This window comes from Thermococcus radiotolerans (assembly GCF_002214565.1).
GTDB classification, from domain to species: Archaea; Methanobacteriota_B; Thermococci; order Thermococcales; family Thermococcaceae; genus Thermococcus; species Thermococcus radiotolerans.
Map to the genome: position 1 here is coordinate 787,265 of NZ_CP015106.1, position 20,454 is coordinate 807,718.

At 56.1% G+C, this 20,454-nt stretch carries 21 protein-coding genes and 2 tRNA genes; 14 read left to right on the plus strand and 9 right to left on the minus strand.

Annotated elements, in window-relative coordinates:
• Window positions 1-25: 25 nt before the first annotated feature.
• Entirely contained in the window at window positions 26-259 is a 234-nt protein-coding gene (locus A3L10_RS04260) for a hypothetical protein (RefSeq protein WP_088180061.1), read from the plus strand.
• Here the strand turns inward: A3L10_RS04260 and A3L10_RS04265 are convergent.
• Entirely contained in the window at window positions 256-1,560 is a 1,305-nt protein-coding gene (locus A3L10_RS04265) for a DUF4139 domain-containing protein (protein ID WP_088866547.1), read from the minus strand. The genes A3L10_RS04260 and A3L10_RS04265 overlap by 4 nt on opposite strands.
• A gap of 154 nt (window positions 1,561-1,714) precedes the next feature.
• Here A3L10_RS04265 and A3L10_RS04270 point away from each other — a divergent pair, with 154 nt between their 5' ends.
• On the plus strand, window positions 1,715-2,413 hold the full coding sequence (locus tag A3L10_RS04270; protein ID WP_088866548.1) for an acetate--CoA ligase family protein: 699 nt from the start codon (window positions 1,715-1,717) through the stop codon (window positions 2,411-2,413).
• Window positions 2,414-2,496: 83 nt separating this feature from the next.
• Here A3L10_RS04270 and A3L10_RS04275 read toward each other — a convergent pair whose 3' ends face one another.
• Window positions 2,497-3,429 (minus strand): hypothetical protein, encoded by a 933-nt coding sequence (locus A3L10_RS04275; protein WP_088866549.1) that lies wholly within the window; start codon window positions 3,427-3,429, stop codon window positions 2,497-2,499.
• A 117-nt stretch (window positions 3,430-3,546) separates the two neighbouring features.
• Window positions 3,547-4,227, minus strand: a complete 681-nt coding sequence (gene pdo, locus A3L10_RS04280; protein WP_088866550.1) for a protein disulfide oxidoreductase — start codon at window positions 4,225-4,227, stop codon at window positions 3,547-3,549.
• A 131-nt stretch (window positions 4,228-4,358) separates the two neighbouring features.
• On the opposite strand from pdo, the gene surR reads away from it, so the two are divergent.
• The 3 genes from surR to A3L10_RS04295 are packed head-to-tail and all read left to right on the plus strand — an operon-like array spanning window position 4,359 to window position 6,443.
• The gene (gene surR / locus A3L10_RS04285) at window positions 4,359-5,081 is read left to right on the plus strand and encodes a sulfur metabolism transcriptional regulator SurR (RefSeq protein ID WP_088866551.1); all 723 of its coding nucleotides are present in this window, start codon (window positions 4,359-4,361) and stop codon (window positions 5,079-5,081) included.
• The gene (locus A3L10_RS04290; RefSeq protein WP_088180044.1) at window positions 5,053-5,256 is read left to right on the plus strand and encodes a DUF362 domain-containing protein; all 204 of its coding nucleotides are present in this window, start codon (window positions 5,053-5,055) and stop codon (window positions 5,254-5,256) included. Before surR ends, A3L10_RS04290 begins: the two co-directional genes overlap by 29 nt.
• A 5-nt stretch (window positions 5,257-5,261) precedes the next feature.
• Window positions 5,262-6,443 carry a geranylgeranyl reductase family protein gene (locus A3L10_RS04295; protein WP_088867539.1) on the plus strand — a complete coding sequence of 394 codons (1,182 nt, stop codon included), beginning with the start codon at window positions 5,262-5,264 and terminating at the stop codon, window positions 6,441-6,443.
• On the opposite strand, the gene topA is transcribed toward A3L10_RS04295, so the two are convergent.
• Window positions 6,444-8,600, minus strand: coding sequence for a DNA topoisomerase I (gene topA / locus A3L10_RS04300; RefSeq protein WP_088866552.1), 2,157 nt, complete (start codon window positions 8,598-8,600; stop codon window positions 6,444-6,446).
• A gap of 115 nt (window positions 8,601-8,715) precedes the next feature.
• On the opposite strand from topA, the gene A3L10_RS04305 reads away from it, so the two are divergent.
• Window positions 8,716-8,793, plus strand: a tRNA-Pro gene (locus A3L10_RS04305).
• A 492-nt stretch (window positions 8,794-9,285) separates the two neighbouring features.
• Here A3L10_RS04305 and A3L10_RS04310 read toward each other — a convergent pair.
• Together A3L10_RS04310 and A3L10_RS04315 are read right to left on the minus strand one after the other, a co-directional pair.
• Window positions 9,286-9,362 (minus strand) — tRNA-Thr (locus A3L10_RS04310).
• 41 nt (window positions 9,363-9,403) lie between these two features.
• Complete coding sequence (locus A3L10_RS04315; protein ID WP_088866553.1) at window positions 9,404-9,988, minus strand: RNA ligase partner protein; 585 nt, start codon at window positions 9,986-9,988, stop codon at window positions 9,404-9,406.
• Between the two features lie 52 nt (window positions 9,989-10,040).
• Here A3L10_RS04315 and A3L10_RS04320 point away from each other — a divergent pair, with 52 nt between their 5' ends.
• A complete protein-coding gene (locus A3L10_RS04320) occupies window positions 10,041-11,249 on the plus strand; it encodes a hypothetical protein (protein WP_088866554.1) in 1,209 nt (402 codons plus the stop codon).
• Between the two features lie 61 nt (window positions 11,250-11,310).
• Here A3L10_RS04320 and A3L10_RS04325 read toward each other — a convergent pair whose 3' ends face one another.
• Genes A3L10_RS04325 through A3L10_RS04335 form a run of 3 tightly spaced genes read right to left on the minus strand, consistent with a single transcriptional unit; the run spans window position 11,311 to window position 15,123 of the window.
• Window positions 11,311-13,626: a TRAP transporter permease gene (locus tag A3L10_RS04325; protein ID WP_088866555.1), complete on the minus strand. Its 2,316-nt coding sequence runs from the start codon at window positions 13,624-13,626 to the stop codon at window positions 11,311-11,313.
• A 1-nt stretch (window position 13,627) separates the two neighbouring features.
• The gene (locus A3L10_RS04330; RefSeq protein ID WP_088866556.1) at window positions 13,628-14,080 is read right to left on the minus strand and encodes a DUF1850 domain-containing protein; all 453 of its coding nucleotides are present in this window, start codon (window positions 14,078-14,080) and stop codon (window positions 13,628-13,630) included.
• Window positions 14,081-14,091: 11 nt separating this feature from the next.
• Complete coding sequence (locus tag A3L10_RS04335) at window positions 14,092-15,123, minus strand: TAXI family TRAP transporter solute-binding subunit (RefSeq protein ID WP_088866557.1); 1,032 nt, start codon at window positions 15,121-15,123, stop codon at window positions 14,092-14,094.
• 225 nt (window positions 15,124-15,348) lie between these two features.
• On the opposite strand from A3L10_RS04335, the gene A3L10_RS04340 reads away from it, so the two are divergent.
• The 7 genes from A3L10_RS04340 to A3L10_RS04370 all read left to right on the plus strand — a co-directional run bounded on the left by A3L10_RS04340 (window position 15,349) and on the right by A3L10_RS04370 (window position 20,386).
• A complete protein-coding gene (locus A3L10_RS04340; RefSeq protein ID WP_088866558.1) occupies window positions 15,349-16,167 on the plus strand; it encodes a D-aminoacyl-tRNA deacylase in 819 nt (272 codons plus the stop codon).
• Between the two features lie 121 nt (window positions 16,168-16,288).
• Window positions 16,289-17,410, plus strand: a complete 1,122-nt coding sequence (gene ftsZ / locus A3L10_RS04345) for a cell division protein FtsZ (RefSeq protein WP_088866559.1) — start codon at window positions 16,289-16,291, stop codon at window positions 17,408-17,410.
• 38 nt (window positions 17,411-17,448) lie between these two features.
• Window positions 17,449-17,634 carry a protein translocase SEC61 complex subunit gamma gene (locus tag A3L10_RS04350; protein WP_088866560.1) on the plus strand — a complete coding sequence of 62 codons (186 nt, stop codon included), beginning with the start codon at window positions 17,449-17,451 and terminating at the stop codon, window positions 17,632-17,634.
• A 20-nt stretch (window positions 17,635-17,654) separates the two neighbouring features.
• Complete coding sequence (locus A3L10_RS04355; RefSeq protein WP_088180034.1) at window positions 17,655-18,113, plus strand: transcription elongation factor Spt5; 459 nt, start codon at window positions 17,655-17,657, stop codon at window positions 18,111-18,113.
• Window positions 18,114-18,139: 26 nt separating this feature from the next.
• Entirely contained in the window at window positions 18,140-18,631 is a 492-nt protein-coding gene (locus tag A3L10_RS04360) for a 50S ribosomal protein L11 (protein ID WP_088866561.1), read from the plus strand.
• 79 nt (window positions 18,632-18,710) lie between these two features.
• Window positions 18,711-19,361 carry a 50S ribosomal protein L1 gene (locus tag A3L10_RS04365; RefSeq protein ID WP_088866562.1) on the plus strand — a complete coding sequence of 217 codons (651 nt, stop codon included), beginning with the start codon at window positions 18,711-18,713 and terminating at the stop codon, window positions 19,359-19,361.
• Between the two features lie 5 nt (window positions 19,362-19,366).
• Window positions 19,367-20,386 carry a 50S ribosomal protein L10 gene (locus A3L10_RS04370; protein WP_088867540.1) on the plus strand — a complete coding sequence of 340 codons (1,020 nt, stop codon included), beginning with the start codon at window positions 19,367-19,369 and terminating at the stop codon, window positions 20,384-20,386.
• Window positions 20,387-20,454: the final 68 nt, after the last annotated feature.

Genomic DNA, 20,454 nt, shown 5'->3' on the forward strand with positions numbered 1-20,454 from the left:
GTGAGTACTATATCCGGTGGTGACCATGGATGTTTTTGAGCTCGCGAGGCGCTATCACGATGAGCTCGGCATAAAGGAGCCGAGCATGGCCACTATGGCGGCTGAATTCTTCGACGACCTCGGCCTCAAAATGGCGGAGTTCCTTCAGGGCGAAGGCTACGCGATACTGAACACAAAGTTCATAGACTACGACAAGAGCCTCGTTCTCGACGTATCAAAAGGAGAAAAGAGGTTCGAGGTAACGCTCCGGAAGAGCTAATAGCGGTTCTCGTAGTCAAAGACTATCTCCTTCTTTTCTCCGGGGTTAACCGTAACCTTGAACTCGACGTAGTTCTGGGTCTCGTCAATAGGCTTGATGCTCGAGCTCAGAACCTTGCCCCACTTGTAGTGCCTGACTATGACCGTCTTGGCGTCCTTTCCGAAGTTCTCAAGGGTGATCTTGACCTTGTAGTAGGCGTAGTGGTCGTCGTGTCTCTCCTCAAGAACCACCGTGCTGCCCTTGAGGTCGTAGTCCCTTCCGATGCCTATTCTGAGCGTGTCCCCTTCGGGAGTGTGCTCTATGGCCCTCTCGCCGATGAGGAGAGACCCGTCGTCGGTTTCCTTGTATATCTCAACTATTCCCGCCGGAAGAACCTTCTCGGTCTTGAAGGATATCGACTCGTAGACCGGCCCCTCCCGGCTGTACGGCCAGCTCTCGTAGAGGTACTCCCTCTCGAAGGGAACCTCAAAGCTTATGTAGGGATACATCATCGTGCTGGCCGGGTTGATGTCGGCCACACCGAGCTTGTAGAGGTAGAACGCCTCTATCTTCTCCGGCCCGCCGACGTTGACCTGATCGGTTCCCTTCTCAGCCATGGCGTAGAGGACCCTCGGCTGGGGAACGTTCTGATACAGCTGGACGTCGCCGGCAACCAAGAGAACCTTCGCGTCCTTGAACTCCTGGGCAGTCGGGTTGTTGAGGACGATGTAGCCATAGAGCTTCGCGTTATCGCCGATGTAGAGCTTGTACCTGCTCTCCCAGCTCATGTTGGCGACGCGGTAGATGATGCTCACATTGTACTTTCCTGCCTTGTCAGCCTGGAGGACCGCGTAGGCAGACGCCTTCCCCTCAAGGTTCTTGGCCTTGAAGTAGGCCACCTCGTTCGGGTTTATGAGGTAGTACCCGTCGCCCTCGATGGCTATCTTCCCGTTCTTGAAGCCGAGAAACTTTCCGGCTATGGTCTCTCCGCTCCTCAGCTTGACCTCGACATCGCTTCCGACGTTGGCGCTGTAAACGTCTCCTCCCTGGCCCCTGCTGAAGACCCCAAGCACCTGAACGCCCTCGTCGAGCGGCCGGATGGTAACCTCGGCTATGTTCAGCCCCGCCAGCTCCTCGAGGGGAACCTCGTTCATGCCCTCCTTGAGCTCCAGCTCCAGCGTTTTCTCAACGACGCCTATCTTGGCAGAGTTGTACAGCACAACCGTCGTCTCGGCGGCCGAAGCCTTGCCGCCCTGGAAGGAAAAAACCGCCAGAATTATCACCAAAATTCCTCCGATACCTGCAATAATCTTCCGATTCATTCCAATCACCACTAATACCTTGGACTTTGGGGTATTTATACCCCGGGCATCGCTTCAAACGGAGCCGAAACGAAAGAAACGATAGGTTGACGAATGGAAACCCTTTTAACTGCCCGCTCGGATTGAGAACTGTCAAGCTGATGAGGTGATTGGTATGGACAGGATTGAAAAGGCTAGGGCAATCATCGAGAAGGCCAAGGCCGAAAACAGGCCGCTCGTCGAGCCTGAGGCGAAGGAGATACTCAAGCTCTACGGTGTCCCCGTTCCGGACTTCAAGGTCGCCACCAACGAGGAGGAGGCCGTTCAGTTCGCCAGGGAGATCGGCTACCCGGTCGTTATGAAGATCGTTTCTCCGCAGATCATCCACAAGAGCGACGCCGGCGGTGTCAAGGTCAACATCAAGAGCGACGAGGAGGCCAGACAGGCCTTCAAGACCATCATGGAGAACGCCAAGAACTACAAGCCGGACGCCGACCTCTGGGGCGTCATCGTCTACAAGATGCTCCCGCTCGGCAAGGAGGTCATCGTCGGTATGATCCGCGACCCGCAGTTCGGTCCGGCCATCATGTTCGGTCTCGGTGGAATCTTCGTCGAGATTCTCAAGGACGTCAGCTTCCGCGTCGCCCCGATAACCAAGGACGAGGCCCTCGACATGATCAAGGAGATCAAGGCTTACCCGATCCTCGCCGGAGCCCGTGGCGAGAAGCCTGTGGACATCGAGGCCCTTGCAGAGATAATCACCAAGGTCGGCGAGCTCGCCCTCGAGCTTCCGGAGATCAAGGAGCTCGACATCAACCCAATCTTCGCCTACGAGGACAGCGCGGTTGCCGTCGACGCCAGGATGCTTCTCTGAGGGTTTTTGTCCCTTTTCTCTCTTCTGCACTTGAGACAGAATGCGGGATTTAATTTGAAATAATGATGAAAAACTTGTTGGAATCACACTTCCCGCGCCAGCTCCATCTCCGTGACCCGCTCAAAAACGGTCTTGTGGTTTCCAAAGGCCTCGAACATTCTATCAGAATAGTTGGTGGACGCCGTTTCGAGGAACAGCCGGAGGTTTCTGCTTATTTCATCGTTCATTGGAACGTGAAGTGGCATCGGGTCGTAGTAATCGAGTCCCTTCATGAGGGCGGTTGAGAAGTACCAGAGCGTCTTCCTGACCTTCCTGCCCTTTATCCTGGAGAAGCTCGCCTCCATGCAGTTGAAGGCCGCGTGAAGGAGAACTATCATGTCTATCTCCACGCCCCGCCTGAGGAGCCTCTCCCTCTCCGAGTCCCTCCCGAGGTCCTTTATCCTGTAACCGCTTCTCGTCTGCTCGTCGTAGGGCACCTCGATGTCGTAGATGCCCTCCACCCTTGGGTCGTAGACGAGGACGTCCGTTCCCCCGACTATGGTGAGCCTCCCGTCCCTGACCTCGACGACCGTGTTCTCCGTGCTCAGAACGGGCATCCCAGCCGCCATCGCGAGGACGGACATGGTGCTCTTTCCGGTGTGGGGGTAACCTACGAAGAGAATCGCCTTCCCGTTGGGGGCCACCACTCCAACGGAGTCCGTTATGAACACCCTGCCCAGCTTTGCGCCGGCCCTTGCCGCAGCCTGAAGGATGAAGAATACCGGTGCCTCGTTGCCGTACGCCGAGGGGACCCCTGACTCTATCTTGTACTCGTCCCTGCCCATGTAGTCGTAGGCGGCACTGAACACCCTGAACCTCTCGCCGTTGAACCGCTCCACGATGACCTGCGCGTCGCCTGCGCCCTCTCCCACGTCCGGAAGATAGCGCCTCGCGAAGAGTCCAGTGAAAGCGTCCTCAAAACCGTCTTCAAGTTCCCCGGTGAATTTGACGTTTACACCGCCGATTCTCGTCCCCATTTGCCCACCCGGTATGGGCTGGGTTGAGGGATTTATAACTTTTCCGTGAAAAGTCGGGCAGAGAATCGGGGGGACATTGACAAGAACATCACAAAAGAAGGTAGAAAACTGAGGGCCTCACTCGAGGGCCGCGAGGAGCTTCTCCATGAACATCTTCTCCGGATAGGCACCCTCGAACTGGACCTTGTCCTCGCCATCGACTATGATGACGATCTTCGGCACGGCCATGACGCTGTACTTGTCGGCCCACTCGGGGTACTCGATGGCCTCGACCATGTCGCCGAGTATCTTGCCCTTGCCAGCGTTGGTGTTCTCGATGGCGAACTTGTGGGCCATCCTAACGGCGAGCGGGCAGTACGGGCAGGTCGGGGTGACGAAGACCAGTATTCTGACGTCCCTGTCAATGCTGGCGAGGTCCTGCTTGCTCTCCGGCATGAGGTCGGTCGTCGCGTTGCTGACGTCAACTATGTCCTCGAGGAAGGCACCGAACTCGTGGCCGGCGGGAAGGCCGAAGAACCTGACGCCCATATCCTTGCCGTCCTGGGTTATGGTGACGGCCGGGGCGCGGTCGATCCTGTACTGCTCGGCTATCTTCCTGCCCTCCTCGGTGTCGAAGTCGTGGAACTCGTAGGTGAGCTTGTCGCTGAGCTCGCTGAGCTCCTGAACCAGCTGTTTGAGCTGGTCGCAGTACTGGCAGTGCTCTTTTCCGATAAATCCGATGATCTTGACCGGGTTCGTCATCTTGGAGAAGAATTCCTCCTTAATGACCTTTTTGTCCGCATCACTAATCAGTCCCATTCCAAACACCTCCACATAAGGTTTATAACGATTGGATTACAATCTCTCCGTGGAATTCAATTCCGGTTTGCAACCTAAGGTTAAATGTTCACTATATAAGCTTTACGTCACAGATTTGGGTGGTGTAGGTCATGACTGAACCCGACATCTTTTACATACTGGGGAACAAGGTGAGGCGCGATCTGCTCAGCCACCTCACCTGCACGGAATGCTATTTCAGCTTCCTCAGCAGCAAGGTTAGTGTGTCCTCAACAGCGGTAGCCAAGCACCTTAAAATCATGGAGCGCGAGGGCATTCTGAAATCCTACGAAAGGGAGGGGCCGTTCATAGGGCCCGCAAGGAAGTACTACGACATAGCCATCTCAAAGACCTACGTTACCACGGTAACTCCCAACCTCTTCTGGTACCGCGGCCTGGACCTGGAAGGGGCACCCATCGAAAAGGTCAAGGTTGACCTGACCCGCATACCCGCGGAGCACGAGAGCCTTCTGGAGATGGTCAGCTCGTTCCTGGAGCTGAGTTCGGAGCTTGAGAAGATACTCCGCGCACTACAGGCCATCGAGAGCAGGCGCGACAGACTCATGAAGGAGCTGAAGGAGAGGTACCTCACTGAGATAGGCGACATGACCCAGCTGGCCATACTGCACTACCTCCTCCTCACGGGTGAGGCCACCGTCGAGGAGCTGAGCGACAGGCTCAACCTCAAGGAGAGGGAGGTTCTCGTAAAGGCACAGGAGCTGGACAGGTTCGTACCGTTAATAATAAAAGACGGAACCATCAAAATCGACGAGGACAAGCTAAAACAAAAGCTTGGCGGTGTCGAATATGCCGGAGAAAATAAGGGTCGTGGTTAACGAGGACAAGTGCTATCTCTGCGGTGGCTGTGCTGGAGTCTGCCCGACGCTTGCAATAAACGTAAGCCCCTCGAGATGGGAGTTCTTCCAGGACAAGTGCATCTACTGCAGGATATGCATTACCGCCTGCCCAGTGGGCGCACTGAGCGCCGAACCCCTGGAGGTGGGAGAGTGAACGGGATGAAATACGACGTCGTTGTAGTGGGCGCCGGAATCGCCGGGCCCATAGTCGCGAGAAACGTTGCTAAAGCCGGGTTTTCTGTTCTTCTCATCGATAAAAAGCCTGCCATCGGCACGCCGAAGCAGTGTGCCGAGGGCATAAGCATCAAGGTCTTTGAGAAGTACGACATACCCTACGACAGGCGCTTCATCAACCGCGAGATATACGGTGCCAAGCTGTACTCGCCCAGCGGGTACGAGCTTGAGCTCCGCTATAAGGACGTCAGCGGCGTTATCCTCGAAAGAAAGGTCTTCGACAAGATGCTGGCCTACTATGCCGCCAAGGCCGGTGCCGATGTCCTCGCCAGAACAGAGGCGCTGGACGTCATCAGGAAGGACGGCAGAGTGGTGGGAATAAAGGCAAAGCACGAGGACGAGCCGATTGAGATTCAAGCCGATGTCATAGTCGCCGCCGACGGCGTGGAAAGCATGATAGCAAGGAAGGCGGGCATAAACACCTACGCACCGCCACACGAGTTTGACTCCAGCTACGAGTACGAGATGCTCATCGAGGGCTACGACCCGGACCTGATACACCTCTGGTTCGGCAACGAGGTTGCCCCGAGGGGCTACGTCTGGGTCTTCCCGAAGGACGAGGACAGGGCCAACGTCGGGATAGGCATAAACTCCGACAACCCGCAGACGGCCAAGTACTACCTCGACAAGTGGCTGAAGGAGAACAACATCTCCGCCAAGAAGCTCCTTGAGATAAACGTCGGCGTCGTCCCCGTCGGTGGTTTCGTCAAGGAACTCGTCAAGGACAACATTCTCGTCGTCGGCGATGCAGCGAGGCAGGTCAACCCGATGCACGGCGGCGGAATGGCCGAGGCGATGGAGGCCGGAACGATAGCGAGCAAGTGGATAGTCAAGGCTCTGGAAGAGGAGAACCTCGCGCTGCTCAGGAACTACACGACCGAATGGTGGGAAACCGACGGGGAAAGACTCCAGAAGGTTCTCAAGGTCAGGAAGGTCACGGAGAAGCTCAGCGACGAGGACCTGGACCTCTTCATCCAGGTACTCAGCGGCGCCGACGCAGAAAAGATAGCGAGCGGAGACTACGGGGAGGTCATCAAGGCGCTCCTAAAGCACCCGAAGGTCATCCTCAGCCCGAGGAGAATAAAGCTCCTCAGGGAGCTTCTCTGACTACTTCTTCCCCTTCTTCCAATCCCTGCAGTTCATGTCAACGCATATCTCGTACTCGCGGCCCTTCTCACGTATTTTGACCACCGGAGCGCCGCCGCAGCAGGTTTTGTTGGTCGGGATTATCTCGCCGCGCTGGAGGAGCGGATAGGTGACGTTGCACTTGGGCCAGTTGGAACAGCCGACGAAGCGCTTGCCCGTCCTCCTGTTGTACCGCACCACGAGGTCACCGCCGCACTTGGGGCACTTACCTATGACGAGCGGACCTTTCTTCTCCTCCCCGTCAACGGCCTTTTTAACCGCCCTTTCCTCTTCCTCGCTGAGCTCCTTCACGGCTCCAGCTTTTCTGGCGGCGGTTTTTGAGGTAGTCGCGCCGGTCCCCGTCGTCTCCATGAGCATCTTCCCTATGTCCATCTCCCTCTCCTTGAAGACCTTCAGGATTTTGATGAGCTGGTTCTTGCTCTCCTCGATGACACCCTCTTTATCGGCCTTTCCGGCCATTATCTCCTCCATCTTCTCCTCGAAGGCCCTCGTCAGCTCGACGCTTACTATATCCGGCACGTTCTTCTCCAAAGCTTCGACGACGCGCATGCCGAGCGGGGTGACCTTTATCTTTCTCTTGCCCTCGATGTAGCCGCGGCTGTAGAGGGTCTCCAGAATCTGGGCGCGGGTTGCCTTGGTCCCTATGCCTAGGTCTTCCATCCTCTTGATAACCGCCGCGGGTGAGTAGCGCGCGGGAGGCTTCGTCTTCTTCTTCTCGCGCTTTATCTGGATGACCTTGACCGGCTCGCCCTCCCTGAAAGCCGGAAGAATCACCTCGTCGAACTTGACGTACTTGCCGTAGACCTTCAGCCAGCCCTCCTTCACGGTCCTCGCTCCACCCAGGATGAAGCGGTGGGAGTTGGAGTTTATGACCACCTTCATTATCTCCCTGACGGCCGGCTCCATGAAGAGGGCCAAGAACCTCCTGACGATGAGGTCGTAGAGGTTGGCTTCGTCCTTGGTCAGCTCCCCCTGCTTGGGCAGCTCTCCCGTTGGATATATGGCCGGATGGGCAGGGTCGTCCTTCTTACCCTCAACGGGTTTGAGCCTCTCCTTTCCGAGGAGGGCGTGGGCGAAGGGCTTGTACTCCGGCAGTTTGGCGAGGTTCTGGAGAATGGAGCGGAAGTTGAGGTTCTTTGGGAGCTTCTGTGAGCTTGTCCTGGGATAGCTGGTGTAACCCTTCTCGTACAGCTTCTGTGCAATCTCCAAGGTTTTCTTCGGGCTGTATCCAAAGGCGGAATAGGCCTCCCTCTGCAGGGTTCCGAGGTCGAAGGGAACCGGTGGGTGCCTGTTCTGCTGCTTGACCTCGACCTTCTCGACGAAGGCCGGGCCCTTCTTAGCCTCCTCGACGATGAGCTTCGCCTCGTCCTCATCGAGTATGCGCTCCTTTTCGTAGACCGCCGTGTACTGCTCCCCGTTCTTCTCGAGGAGCATCTTTATGACCCAGTATGGGGTAGGCTTGAAGTTGGCTATCTCCCTCTCCCTGTCAACCAGAAACTTAAGCGTCGGCCCCTGAACGCGGCCGGTGGATAGAACCTGCCACTTACCGCTGGCGCGCTTTATGGCGGAGGTGAGCGCCCTGGAGAGGTTCACGCCCCAGTACCAGTCGAGGACGTGGCGCGCTATCCCGGCATCGGCCATCCCGAAGTTTATCGTCGGTTCGAGGTTGTACCACGCCCTGAGAAGGTCTTTCTTCGTTAGGGCGGAGAACTTCATTCTCCTCGCCCGGGACGGCTCAACGCCGCAGGCGTACTTGAGGGCGGTATAGCCTATAACCTCACCCTCGGTATCGTAGTCACAGGCGACCACAAACTCGTCGGCGCGCTTGGCGAGCGTCGCGAGGGCTTTTATGTAATCCTTGGCGTAGCCCTTCCCCTTCTCCGCCGCATAAACGGGAACCCATTCTATGTCGAAGACCGGGTAACCGTAGGTTTTGGTCTTCGGCGCGAGTGAGAAGAGGTGGCCAACCGCAGGAGCGACTATTATCCTCTTCCCGTCGCGGGTGAATTCGTAGTAGGGAACCTTGCCGATCGTCTTTCTAACGGGCTTACCCTCGGCTAGGGCATAGGCGATTTTTCTCGCGACGTTGGGTTTCTCGGCTATGATGAGCGTGACCATGACGACACCTTGAAGCGATAGGCAGGGGGATTATAAAAAACCTGCGGAGCAAGCTTTCCTAAAAGCTTCCAGCGAAAAGCTTAATAAGGAACTTCCCAATGCACCTACCGCGGGCGGGGCCGTAGGGTAGCCTGGTCCATCCTGCGGGCTTTGGGAGCCCGTGACCCGGGTTCGAATCCCGGCGGCCCCACCAGGAAACAAGCTTTTGCAGGGCAAAAATTTGATCAAAAGCTGGTGATTCTTTTTGAGTGGTCAGGTTCTTAGTGGGTTTTTGTTTTAGTGGTTGGATTGTACGTTGGATTCATCGCCAAAACGGCGCTTTTTAACAGGTTCAACTTCAACCTGCGCTCCTCCGGAGCGCTAAAAAAGCCGAACCTATCGATGGTTGTCTTTTTTGGAATGAATCCGGCCAAAATTGCAGATTTCAACTGAAAACCCCCGTTGCCTAGCGAATTCTAAGTAAGGAATCACGAACTTTGATGAAACTTTGTCCAGAAACTTTACGCAGGCAAAGTTCTGGGGGTGTGGGGGCGTTAGCCCCCCGGAGGATTAAGGAACAGAGGAAGGTGGGGAAACGTAGTTTCCCAGGTTTTTAGAGAAAAAGCGGGGTTGTGGGGTGGAACCCCACTCCAGGGGTTTGAAAGTACAGAGAGATAAGGGGGCGGAGCCCCCTTGTCTTTCGTTGTGGAGCCCCGGGCGGGGTTTGAACCCGCGACCTGCCGCTTACCAAGCGGCCGCTCCACCAGGCTGAGCCACCGGGGCGTCGATGATACCATGCAGACCAGCGTTTATAAATTTTTCCCTCAGCCCATTTTCTCAACGAGGCCTTCCAGGACGTCCCTGAAGTTGGCCGCGTCGATCCATTTGATCCCCATCTTCTGAGCCCACGTGAGTATGCCAACGTCGGCGGAAACTATAGTTGCGTCGAGCTCTTTTGCCAGCAAGATAAGCTCAAAGTCCTCCTTGCTGTCAACGATGCCTTCCCTGAGGGCCTTCCGATAGTTTCTCCTCAGCTTCTGGATTATCTTGTCCACGTTATCGGTCTCGATGACCCCCTCCCTCACCGCCTTCTCGGCGACGCGGAGTCCCTTGTCTATCCTCCTCCTGATGTCGTCTATCAGTTCGTACACGACGAAGGCGGGAATCTTGATGTCGTGGACGTTAGGGGGCTTCTTAATCACGTAGAGTTCAATCTCCGGAAGGAGCTCCTCCTCATCAACGAAGTGCATAACCTCGCGGTAGATGCCGGGGGGCATGTAGAACTCCACCTTCCCGAAGAGCCTCTCAGCATAGCCCAGAAAAGTCCTCATGGCCTCGGTTGGGGAGTCACCGAACCTGTCCCGTATCTCCGGGTTGACGAAGATGCTCGTATCAAGGACGAACCTCATGACCACCACAAGCTTATTTAAGCGCGGAAGTTTAAAACGGTTAGGTGAAAGCATGAAAGTTGGAGTCGTTTTTGGAGTCAGCGAGCTTGCAAACCCAAAGGCATTCGAGAAAAAGGCCTCGGAGTTCATAACGGCCCTCGCAGGAGAGTTCGATGTCGTCGGAGGCTTCTTCATCTCGACGAAGAGGGATTTCAAGGAGGCCAAGGAGGAAGTCAACTTCAACGAGGTTGACGCGATAGTCCTCTATCCCCTGACGGGAGGAACCGAGGGACCGCTCAAGGAGTTCTTCGTTTACAGACGGCCGGTAGTCATCTACGGCGACCCGTTCAATAACTCACTCGCAGCCGGAATCGAGCTCAGGGAGTACTTCAGGGACAGGCTGGTGCCTTCCACCCTGGTGAAGGACCTCAACGAGCTTAAAGCCGCCCTCCTGGGCTACGACGACATGAAGGATCTCCTGGAGAAATTCCTCCGCATGCGCATAGGGCTGATAGGCAGGGTCTCACCCTGGCTCATCAACGAGAAGTTCGAGCTCCCCTACACCAGCATCAGCCTCAAGAAGTTCTACGAGTACTATGAGGCAACCACCGACGCGGAAGGCTGGAAGGTCGTGGAAAAAATAGTCGGAAAGGCCATGGAGATAAAGGAACCCGGCAGGGAGGACCTGGTGAAGGCAGGAAGGATATACCTCGCCATAAAGAGAATCCTGGAGGACTACAGGCTCGACGGCTTTACCATCGGCTGCTTCGACCTGATAGGCAAACTCAAGGCAACGCCCTGCCTGGCGCTGGCCATGTTCAACGCGGAGGGAATTCCGGCCGCCTGTGAGGGCGAGCTGAACGCTCTCCTCGGCATGATGATAGCGAGGCGCTTCTTCGACAAGCCGGCGTTCATGGGCAACATAGCCGACTACGGGGAGAACCACGTAATCCTGGCCCACTGCACCGCGCCCCTCATCGGGAAGTACATCGTCAGGTCCCACTTCGAGAGCGGCATGGGAGTCGGCGTGGACGTCCAGCTGCCGAAGGGAAGGGCCAGCCTCATGAAGATACGCGGAAGAAAGGCGGTTGTTGCCGGCGTCGAGGTGGTCGGCCAGGAGCACAGCGACTTCAGGTGCAGGACGCAGGTCAAGCTCCGCGTTGAGGACGCGGGGGACTTTCTGGACGGAACCCTCGGCAACCACCACCTGCTAGTCTACGTCGACAGCGAGGAGCTGGCGGACCTGCTGAGCGAGCTTGGCTTTGAGGTCATGCTCTACTGACCCTTTTCAATTTCAAAACTTTTCTAGAACAGGCAACAAAGGGAAAATTAAAAACAAAGGGCTAGGATGCGCTCTTCTCGAACCTTGCCCCGTAGAACTTCAGACCGAGCCACGCGGCGACGCCCGCGCCTATGATGATGGGGTTCAGCGTCACGCCGGCCAGGCCGAGGACGCCGACTATTCCCCTCATCCAGGGCTTGAGCTTCGTGCTGTAAAAGCCGGTCAGCGCTATCGCCAGCAGGTACATGACGAAGAGGGTCGCCAAGAGGTAGTAGAGCACCCTCAGGGCCATCGCCGGCGTCCACTCCGAGACCGTTATGAGGAACATCTCCGGGTGGGTGAAGTATATGTACGGCCCGATGTAGCCCGCCAGCGCGTACTTCACCGCGTTCATCGCGGTCTTCCAGAAGTCTCCGCCCGCTATAGCGGAGCCCGCGTAGCTTGCGAGGGCCACCGGCGGGGTGACGTCCGCGAGGATTCCGAAGTAGAACACGAAGAAGTGGGCCGCGAGCATGGCTATAAGGACGGTGTAGCCCGGAACCGGCTGGTTGTAGGGCTCTATGTTTCTGACCAGCATGTAAATTGCCGGGGCGGCGACGAGCGAGGTGATGATATAGTTGGCCGTCGTGGGGACGCCCATTCCGAGGATGAGGCTGAAGACCATCGTTAGCAGGAGGAGCAGCCAGAGGTTTCCGTGGGTAAGGCTTATGAGGCGGTAGCCAATGTTCGTCAGCTCACCGGTCATCGTGAGGACACCCTGGATGAGGCCCGCACTGGCGGCCGCGAGCATGACGCTGACGCTGGTCTTTCCGGCATCTATCATCGCCTCGTAGGTTGCCCTGTACATCATCTTGCCGCTGTCCATGCTGGAGCGGTAGCCGACGAGGATTGAGAAGATTATTCCGAAGACACCGGTCATGAGGACTATCTGCTCCTTGCTCATCAGCAGGTACTTCGTCAGGGCAATGAAGAGGAGGAACGTCGCACTGATGTAGAACTTCTCGTTGAAGGCGACGCCCTTCTTCATGACTCCAAGGGCCACCAGCAGAAGGAACATCGCGGCGAGAACCATCGCGGTCTGCCTTCCAATGTCTTTGCCCAGGAACATCAGCAGCGTTGCCAGCAGCGAAATGGCGACGTAGAGCTTCTCGTTTCCATATATCTCGTCCCTTGATATCCACGCAACCCATATGGCAACTCCGAGCGACGATATAGCGGCTATCTGCGGCGCTATTCCCCAGACGAGGGCCACCGTGATGACGACTATCGGCAGGAGGATGTAAAGCTTGCGCAGGAAGTAGGCCATCGTCTTGAACGCTTCGGCTGCCATGCCCTTCAGGCCGAGCCTCTTGGTCTCGAGGTCTATGAAGAGGTAGACTCCGCCGTAGTAGACCAGTGCAGGCAGAACCGCGGCGATGATGATTTTGTTATAGGGCAGGTTGAGGAACTCGGCCATGATGAAGGCGGCGGCGCCCATGATTGGCGGCATCAGCTGGCCGCCGGTTGACGCGACCGGCTCAACTGCTCCCGCTATCTCGGGTGGATAGCCCGCCTTCTTCATCAGCGGAATTGTGAAGGTTCCCGTTGTGAGGACGTTGGCGACGCTCGAACCGCTGACCGTTCCCATGAGGGCGCTTGAGACGACCGCAGACTTCGCAGGACCACCTGGCCTCTTTCCGAAGAGGTTTATCATGAACTCGGTGATGTAGTCGCTGACGCCTATCTTGAGCAGGAAAGCGCCGAAGAATATGAAGGCGAAGACGTATATCGTCATGACGAAGAACGGGATTCCAAAGATTCCCTCGTCGAAGTATAGCTGCTGAACGAAGCGCACCCAGTCGTAGTCGATGGCGTAGATTCCGTAGAGCAGGAAAAGGACCACTATCATGGGCAGAACCCAGCCGAGGACCCGCCTCGTTGCCTCAATGACCATTATTATAGCCAGCAGGCCGAAGATTACGTCGGTCTGGTTGAGGGTCGATGTTAGGATGTAGCGCTGGTAAACCGCGAAGAGGTACAGCATTGAGACGACTCCGGCGGCTCCCATGACGTAGTCGTAGGCGAAAACCTTCTTGAAGTACTTCTCCTTCTTGCGTATCGGGTAGAGGAGGAACGTTATCACCATGAGCATGGCCATGACGAAGGCCTCACCCTGCTTGGGCTGGAACGTTATCCTCAGGAACTCAAGCTCCACACCGAGGCGCTGGAACAGGTCGTAGAGGGTATAGTTGAAGTTGAATATGAAGAGAATCTCGTAGAGGCCTATGAGTATGGCGGCCACCTTCACGACAAGCTCCAGCCTAGGCGGTAACGTTCGGGTTCGTTCTATTACAACCTCCTCGGCCGCAACGACATCGAGAGTAGGTTCCTCTGACACTTTACCACCTCCCTATTAGTTTCACAATGAGCGGAACGCGCCTAACACGAAAATCAACGATGGTTTCATGTCCAGGACTGCTCAGAACGGGCGAGCCGTCCACGGTGACGTTGGCACAGTTGATCGGGATGAACCAGTACTTGAAATCCCTGCCCAGGTAGTCGTTCGTCCTCTTAACGTAGAACCCGTCGGTGAGGTTCTGGATGTCCTCTGGAAGCCCCGCCCCGAAGTCCTTCCACTTCATCTCAACGGCGTAGAAGCCGCTATCGTTGGCAACGAGCACCTCGACAACGGTGCTCCGCTCAACGCTGTGGATGTACGATATCTCGATGGTGGAACCAATGGGATAGAAATGAGACTCGCCATCAACGCTTATCTCAACGGCGTTAACCGGAAGAAAGAGCAGGAGAAATGCGAGAATGATTGCAAAAAAAGAAAGGGCTTTTCGGCTCAAAGAGACCCTCCTCACGGCTTTAATTCGCTAGGAACGGTCTTGCCCTTCTCCTCGTAGTACTTGATGGCTCCCGGGTGAAGTGGGATGCTCATACCGTCGAGGGCAGTGTCGAAGCTGATGTACTGGGCCTTGGCGTGAACCTGCCTGAGCTCGTCAACGTGGAGGAAGAGCAGCTTGGTCATGGCGTAAACGACGTCATCCGGAACGTCGGCGCTGACGACGAGGACGGCCTTAACGGCGAGCGTCTGGGTGTCCTCGGTCATGCCCTTGTAGGTGTCCTTCGGAAGGGTCTGGGTGACGTAGAATATGTAGCCCTTGTCCTTGAGCTTCTTGAGGATGTCCTCGCCTATCGGGAGGACCCTAACCGGGGTCTGAACGGCTATCTGGTCAATGGCCGGGGTGGGGGCGCCCGAAACTATAACCGCGGCATCGATCTGGCCGAGCTTGAGCTGCTGGGCGGCCTCGCTGAACTTGAGGTAGACCTTGTCAACGTCGTTCCAGACTCCGGCCGCCTCGAGTATCTGCTGGGCGGCCACGGCGGTACCGCTTCCGGCGGCACCAACGGCAACCTTCTTGCCCTTGAGGTCCTCGAGGGTCTTTATGCCGCTGTCTGCCTTAACGACGAACTGTATGGTTTCAGGATAGAGGGCAGCAACACCGCGGAGCTTGCTAACAGGCTTGCCCTTAAAGGCATCGAGAATAACCCCATTGTAAGCGTAATAGGCAACGTCGTTCTGCATTATCGCAGCCTGGGCCCTACCCTCACCGATTGCCTGGGCGTTTGCAACGCTGGCACCGCTGGTGACGGCCCTGGCTTCAATCTTAATACCAGCCTCATCTTTGCTGTACTGGTTCAGTATGTTGGCGTAGGCGGAGCCGAGTGGGTAGTACACACCGCTTGTTCCTCCAGTGTATATCTCCACCGAGCAGGTCTCGGTGGCGCCACTGGTGGTGCTCGTTTCACCGCCGCCACTGATGCAGCCTGCCATAACCACGGCAAAAACCAAAACGGCAACCAACCCAATTGACATAAGTTTTTTCATAGTCTTGCACACCTCCGAACTATAATGTACGTTTAATGGTCTAAAGACCATATTAGGATATTGAAGCACATCTGGGGTTATATAGTTTGTGTTACTTTTCCGTAAATCTTTCATGAAACATCCAACCTAAAACGTAAAACCATCGGTATAAGGTATACAAAGGTAGAATCTCGAACCCGGGCAAAGCCTTTTAATTGTAATGAATATCCCCTCAGGGGTTGCAAAATGAAAGTCGTGATGACAACCAAGATAGACCTTGCCTCGATGAACATTATGAACAAGCTTATCGAGAACTTCGGATTCAAGGAAACGGGAAAAGTTTTCGACGGAAACCCAGTGTACGAGAGGGGAGATACGCTCATACTGACAACGAACGACGAGATGATATACTACGACGGCCTCGACAGGGCCATTGAGGAGCAGCTGGGCTTCGTGCCCGAGATCATAGCCTTCGCCTCCAGACACTCGAGCAAGCAAAAACTGCCGGCACTCACCGTCCACGTGACCGGGAACTGGGGCGAGGGGATATACGGCGGAAAGGACGAGAGCCTTGCGGTCGCACAGCCAGCCGCCATGAAGCTGGCCCTTCTGAAGATGAGTGAACTCAACGACCTCGGCTGGACTGTCTGCTACGAGGCAACGCACCACGGCCCGAGCGAGCTTGAGGTGCCGAGCTTCTTCATAGAGATAGGTTCAAGCGAGGAAGAATGGGTAGTCGACAGGGCGGGAGAGATAATAGCCGAGACGATAATCCACGTGCTTGAGAACTACGAGAAGGCCAAGTTCCCGGTTGCCATTGGGATAGGTGGCGGGCACTACGCACCGAAGCAGACGAAGAGGGCCCTCGAGACCGACCTGGCGTTCAGCCATATAGCGGCGAAGTACGCCCACCCGCTCAAGAGGGAACTCATTCTGAGGGCAATAGGGAGGACCTCCGGGAACGTGGACGCCATATACGTTGATTGGAAGGGCAGCAAGGGCGAAACCAGGCAGATGGCTAGGGCGCTGGCCGAGGAACTGGGCTTGGAGTTCATACGTGACTAAACAATCGAAATCTTTAAAGATGTTAAGCGGGATTTTAAAATCAGCACTCGCCCTTAGCTAAATTTATATACTACCTGCCTACAAAGTGAAACAGATGTTAAATTGCCCGGAGGGTGAAAAGATGCTGAAGCTGATTGAAGACGCTATCGAAAGAACCTCTGCCGACCTTAACAAGGTCCCGGAGGCCCAAATCCCCCAGACCGACATTGATGAGGAGCTTAAGAAGATTCTCGAGCAGATACAGGCCAAGATTTATGTCGTTGGTGTCGGCGGTGCCGGCTGTAACACCATTAACAGGATGATGCAGGTTGGTATTCAGGGTGCAAAGGTCATCGCGGTTAACACCGACGCGCAGGACCTTCTCAAGGTTCGCGCTCACAAGAAGATACTCATCGGTAAGGAGCTGACCAGGGGCCTCGGAGCCGGAAACAACCCCAAGATGGGTGAGGAGGCCGCCAAGGAAAACGAGAGGGACATACGCGATGCCCTTGAGGGCGCCGACATGGTCTTCATCACCTGCGGTCTCGGTGGAGGTACCGGTACCGGTGCCGCCCCGGTGGTTGCTGAGATAGCCAAGAAGATGGGCGCCCTGACAGTCTCCGTGGTCACCCTTCCGTTCACCGTTGAGGGTATAAGGCGCATAAAGAACGCCGAGTACGGCCTTGAAAAGCTCAGAAAGAACAGCGACACCGTCATAGTCATCCCGAACGACAAGCTCATGGAGGTCGCCCCGAACCTGCCGATACACATGGCCTTCAAGGTCGCCGACGAGATACTCGTCCAGGCCGTCAAGGGCATCACCGAGCTCATCACCAAGCCCGGTCTCGTCAACCTCGACTTCAACGACGTCCGTGCGGTCATGAAGGACGGCGGCGTCGCCATGATCGGTATCGGCGAGAGCGACAGCGAAAAGAGGGCTTTAGAGGCCGCCCAGCAGGCCCTCAACAGCCCGCTCCTCGACGTAGACATAAGCGGTGCCAAGGGTGCCCTTATAAGCATCATCGGAAGCGACGTCAAGCTCGAGGAGGCCCAGCAGATCATTGAGCTCGTCACGAGCAAGCTCGATCCCGAGGCCCAGGTCATCTGGGGTATCCAGCTCGATGAAGAGCTCGGCAAGATGATAAGGATACTCATAGTCGTCACCGGCGTCAGCTCACCCTACGCCGTCGCCGAGGAGGAGACCCTCTACTACCCCGAGGAGTCGGAGAGAAAAGTTATTAAGCTCGACCTTGAGGAGCTTTGACGACCCTTTCATTTTCAAAATTTAGCGAGGTGACGAGGGTGGCAACAAGCACGGAAAAGCTTAAAAGCTTCTTCGCGGAGTCGCGGAGGGTTTTAATGGTCACAAAAAAGCCGGGAATGAAAGAATTTAAGATGGCAGCGAAGATTACCGGCATCGGAATGATCCTAATCGGCCTCATCGGCCTTGTTATTCGTCTGTTCGGCTACCTCATCACTGGCTCTTGAGCCAGCAACGGGTGATAGAAATGAGCGACAGCAGGATATTTACAGTACGCGTCACCGTAGGCCAGGAAGAGACCACGGCCAAGCTGATATACAGCAAGATTAAAACGTACAACCTGCCCGTCTACGCTATACTCGCCCCGTCAAAGGTGAAGGGTTACATATTCGTCGAGGCGCCCAGTAAGAGCGCCGTTGACGAGGCCATAAAGGGTATACGCCACGCAAAGGGCACCCTTCCGGGCGAGGTTAAGTTTGAGGAGATAGAGCACTTCCTTGAGGAGAAACCGGCCGTCAGCGGCTTCGAACCCGGCGACATAGTCGAGCTCATTGCCGGACCGTTCAAGGGTGAGAAGGCAAAGGTCGTAAGGGTCGACGAAGCCAAGGACGAGATAGTAGTCGAACTCATAGGCTCAATCGTCCCGATTCCGGTCACGGTGAGGGGCGAATACGTTAGACTTATAAGCAAACGCCAGAAGGAGTGAACGGTCAACAGACAGAGGTGAGAAAAATGGCACAGGTTGTTGAGGTGCTCGTTGAGGGAGGAAAGGCTTCACCCGGACCCCCGCTCGGTCCCGCCATCGGTCCGCTTGGACTCAACGTCAAGCAGGTCGTTGACGAGATAAACAAGGCTACCAAGGACTTTGAGGGAATGCAGGTTCCCGTCAAGATCATCGTCACCGACCCGAAGAAGAAGACCTTCGAGATCGAGGTCGGTGTTCCGCCGGTCAGCCAGCTCATCAAGAAGGAGATCGGCGCCCCGAAGGGCTCCAGCGAGCCCGGTCACAGCCCGGTCGGGAACCTGACCATGGAACAGGTCATCAGGATAGCGAAGGCCAAGGTGGACCAGATGCTCGCGGCCGACCTCAAGGCCGCGGCGAAGGAGGTCATCGGCACCGCCCTCAGCATGGGCGTTACCATTGAGGGCAAGGACCCCAGGGAAGTCCAGAAGGAGATTGACGAAGGCGTTTACGACGAGATTTTCGCCAACGCCGAGGAGTGAGGGAAAAGTTTAAAAATCCCTCTTTTTACGCATTTTTGACTTTTCGTTGCTTAAATCAAAAACGAAAGGAGGGCTGTAAATGGCCTATGACAGGCAGAAATTCGTGGAAGCGGTGAAGGAGGCGAAGGCCCGGGCTAAGCCGCGCAACTTCACACAGACCGTCGAAATGGCAGTCAACCTCAAGGATATAGACCTCCGCAAGCCGGAGAACAGGTTTAAGCTTGAGGTTGTGCTGCCCCACGGTCGTGGGAAGGAGCCCAAAATCGCGGTCATCGCTGATGGTGCCGTTGCCGAGGCGGCTAAAAAGCTCGGGCTTGATGTGATTAGTGGAGAGCAGCTTGAGGAACTTGCCAAGAGTCCAAGGGAAGCCAGAAAGCTCGCGAAGAACTACGACTTCTTCCTGGCGGCGGCTCCCCTGATGCCGAAGATCGGTAGGTACCTCGGTAGGTACCTCGGTCCGAGGAACAAGATGCCGCAGGTCGTGCCGCCGACCATGACCAACCTCGAACCGATAGTGGCAAGGCTCAAGAGGACCGTCAGGCTACAGCTCAAGAACAACCCCGTTGTGCACGCCAGGATAGGAACCGAGGACATGGACGACGAGAAGCTCGCTGAGAACGCCGAGGCAGTTCTCAACGCCATTATCAACAAGCTGGAGCGCGGCGAGAATCAAGTGAAGTCAGTGTACGTCAAGACCACCATGGGACCGGCAGTTAAGGTGGAGAGGTGAGGGAGATGGCCCACGTAGCCGAGTGGAAGAAGAAGGAAGTTGAAGAGCTCGCCAACATCATCAAGAGCTACCCAGTGATAGCGCTCGTTGACGTCGCCAACGTCCCGGCTTACCCGCTCAGCAAGATGCGTGAGAAGCTCAGGGGCAAGGCGCTCCTCAGGGTCAGCAGGAACACCCTCATAGAGCTCGCCATAAAGAGGGCCGCCCAGGAGCTCAACAACCCGGACCTCGAGAAGCTCATCGACCACATCCAGGGCGGAGCAGGAATCCTCGCCACCGAGATGAACCCGTTCAAGCTCTACAAGCTCCTTGAGGAGAGCAAGACCCCGGCCCCGGCGAAGCCAGGCGTTGCAGTTCCCAAGGACGTCGTGATTCCAGCCGGTCCGACCTCAATCTCACCGGGTCCGCTCGTCGGTGAGATGCAGGCTCTTGGCATACCCGCGAGAATCGAGAAGGGTAAGGTCAGCATCCAGAAGGACTACACCGTCCTCAAGGCCGGTGAAGTCATCACCGACCAGCTCGCGAGAATCCTCAACGCGCTCGGAATCGAGCCGCTCGAGGTCGGTCTCAACCTGCTCGCGGCCTACGAGGACGGAATCGTCTACACTCCAGAAGTCCTAGCGATCGACGAGAGCGAGTACATCACCCTGCTCCAGCAGGCCTACATGCACGCGTTCAACCTGTCAGTCAACACAGCCTACCCGACCAGCCAGACCATCGAGGCAATCATCCAGAAGGCCTTCCTCGGCGCGAAGAACGTCGCTGTGGAGGCTGGCTACGTCACCCCAGAGACCGTCGAGGACATCTTTGGCAGGGCTCTGCGTGCAGTCCTGCTCATAGCCCAGGAGCTGCCTGAGGACCTGCTCGACGAGAAGACCAAAGAGCTTTTAAACCAACAGGCACAAATAGCCGTTGCCGCTCAGCCTCAAGAGGAGAAGGTTGAGGAGGCTGAGGAAGAAGAGGAGGAAGAAGAGGAAGCCTCCGAGGAGGACGCGCTCGCGGGACTGGGCGCGCTCTTCGGCTGAACTTTCCATTTCCCTCGTATCCCTGAACAAATCCGTGTGAAATGAATGAAAAAATGAAGATGATTGGA

What these genes read in the sequence shown, in the direction of transcription:
- surR (WP_088866551.1), top strand. Translation starts at nt 4,359, where the DNA reads ATGACTGAACCCGACATCTTTTACATACTGGGGAACAAGGTGAGGCGC.
- A3L10_RS04335 (WP_088866557.1), bottom strand. Translation starts at nt 15,123, where the DNA reads ATGAAAAAACTTATGTCAATTGGGTTGGTTGCCGTTTTGGTTTTTGCC.
- A3L10_RS04275 (WP_088866549.1), bottom strand. Translation starts at nt 3,429, where the DNA reads ATGGGGACGAGAATCGGCGGTGTAAACGTCAAATTCACCGGGGAACTT.
- pdo (WP_088866550.1), bottom strand. Translation starts at nt 4,227, where the DNA reads ATGGGACTGATTAGTGATGCGGACAAAAAGGTCATTAAGGAGGAATTC.
- A3L10_RS04270 (WP_088866548.1), top strand. Translation starts at nt 1,715, where the DNA reads ATGGACAGGATTGAAAAGGCTAGGGCAATCATCGAGAAGGCCAAGGCC.
- A3L10_RS04315 (WP_088866553.1), bottom strand. Translation starts at nt 9,988, where the DNA reads ATGAGGTTCGTCCTTGATACGAGCATCTTCGTCAACCCGGAGATACGG.
- A3L10_RS04295 (WP_088867539.1), top strand. Translation starts at nt 5,262, where the DNA reads ATGAAATACGACGTCGTTGTAGTGGGCGCCGGAATCGCCGGGCCCATA.
- A3L10_RS04320 (WP_088866554.1), top strand. Translation starts at nt 10,041, where the DNA reads ATGAAAGTTGGAGTCGTTTTTGGAGTCAGCGAGCTTGCAAACCCAAAG.
- A3L10_RS04340 (WP_088866558.1), top strand. Translation starts at nt 15,349, where the DNA reads ATGAAAGTCGTGATGACAACCAAGATAGACCTTGCCTCGATGAACATT.
- A3L10_RS04355 (WP_088180034.1), top strand. Translation starts at nt 17,655, where the DNA reads ATGAGCGACAGCAGGATATTTACAGTACGCGTCACCGTAGGCCAGGAA.
- A3L10_RS04365 (WP_088866562.1), top strand. Translation starts at nt 18,711, where the DNA reads ATGGCCTATGACAGGCAGAAATTCGTGGAAGCGGTGAAGGAGGCGAAG.
- A3L10_RS04370 (WP_088867540.1), top strand. Translation starts at nt 19,367, where the DNA reads ATGGCCCACGTAGCCGAGTGGAAGAAGAAGGAAGTTGAAGAGCTCGCC.
- A3L10_RS04290 (WP_088180044.1), top strand. Translation starts at nt 5,053, where the DNA reads ATGCCGGAGAAAATAAGGGTCGTGGTTAACGAGGACAAGTGCTATCTC.
- A3L10_RS04260 (WP_088180061.1), top strand. Translation starts at nt 26, where the DNA reads ATGGATGTTTTTGAGCTCGCGAGGCGCTATCACGATGAGCTCGGCATA.
- ftsZ (WP_088866559.1), top strand. Translation starts at nt 16,289, where the DNA reads ATGCTGAAGCTGATTGAAGACGCTATCGAAAGAACCTCTGCCGACCTT.
- A3L10_RS04360 (WP_088866561.1), top strand. Translation starts at nt 18,140, where the DNA reads ATGGCACAGGTTGTTGAGGTGCTCGTTGAGGGAGGAAAGGCTTCACCC.
- A3L10_RS04265 (WP_088866547.1), bottom strand. Translation starts at nt 1,560, where the DNA reads ATGAATCGGAAGATTATTGCAGGTATCGGAGGAATTTTGGTGATAATT.
- topA (WP_088866552.1), bottom strand. Translation starts at nt 8,600, where the DNA reads ATGGTCACGCTCATCATAGCCGAGAAACCCAACGTCGCGAGAAAAATC.